Genomic DNA, 553 nt, shown 5'->3' on the forward strand with positions numbered 1-553 from the left:
CCGTGGCCAGCACGGGGGTGTCGGGTGCGGTCACGGCGGCGTGTCCTCCCCCGCGGCTCCCCCATCGTCCCCGCGGCCCCCGATGTCCCCGGCCTCCCCGGCGTCCCCGGTGACCTCGGTGACCTCGGTGACCTCGGTGACCGGGCGGCGTGGGGTGAGGGGGCCGCCCGGATGGCCGTGTCCGAGGCGCAGGGCGATCTGCGGGGTGCCCCGCCCGCCCAGCAGCTCCCGCAGCCGCTCCCGGGTCTCCGGCACCTCGACCGGGGAGGCGAAGAAGGAGGACTGGAGGCCGGCGGCGGTCGCGGTCAGCAGCACCCGCTGCAGGGCCTGCCCGGCCACCAGTGCGTCCCGGCGGGTGTCGCCGGGGGTGGTCAGCACCGCGACCAGGGGATTCTGTTCGAACTCCCGCCCGCGGGTCTCGCGCGCGTCGGGCCGTTGCGCATCGAAATCCCGAAAGGCGAGCAGCGGCTCCCCCTCCGCGCGCGGACCGCCCGCGGCGTGCGGCACCCCGTCGGCGTTGCCGCCGGTGTGCGTCCACGACGCCAGCTCCTCG

General features: G+C 77.6%; 1 pseudogene. It reads right to left on the reverse strand.

The features are described 5' to 3' along the window. Nucleotides 1–30: 30 nt before the first annotated feature. Nucleotides 31–553: pseudogene (locus tag SACPADRAFT_RS26360) on the reverse strand (nitroreductase family protein); the annotation flags it as partial.

The organism is Saccharomonospora iraqiensis subsp. paurometabolica YIM 90007 (assembly GCF_000231035.2).
Taxonomy (GTDB): domain Bacteria; phylum Actinomycetota; class Actinomycetes; order Mycobacteriales; family Pseudonocardiaceae; genus Saccharomonospora; species Saccharomonospora paurometabolica.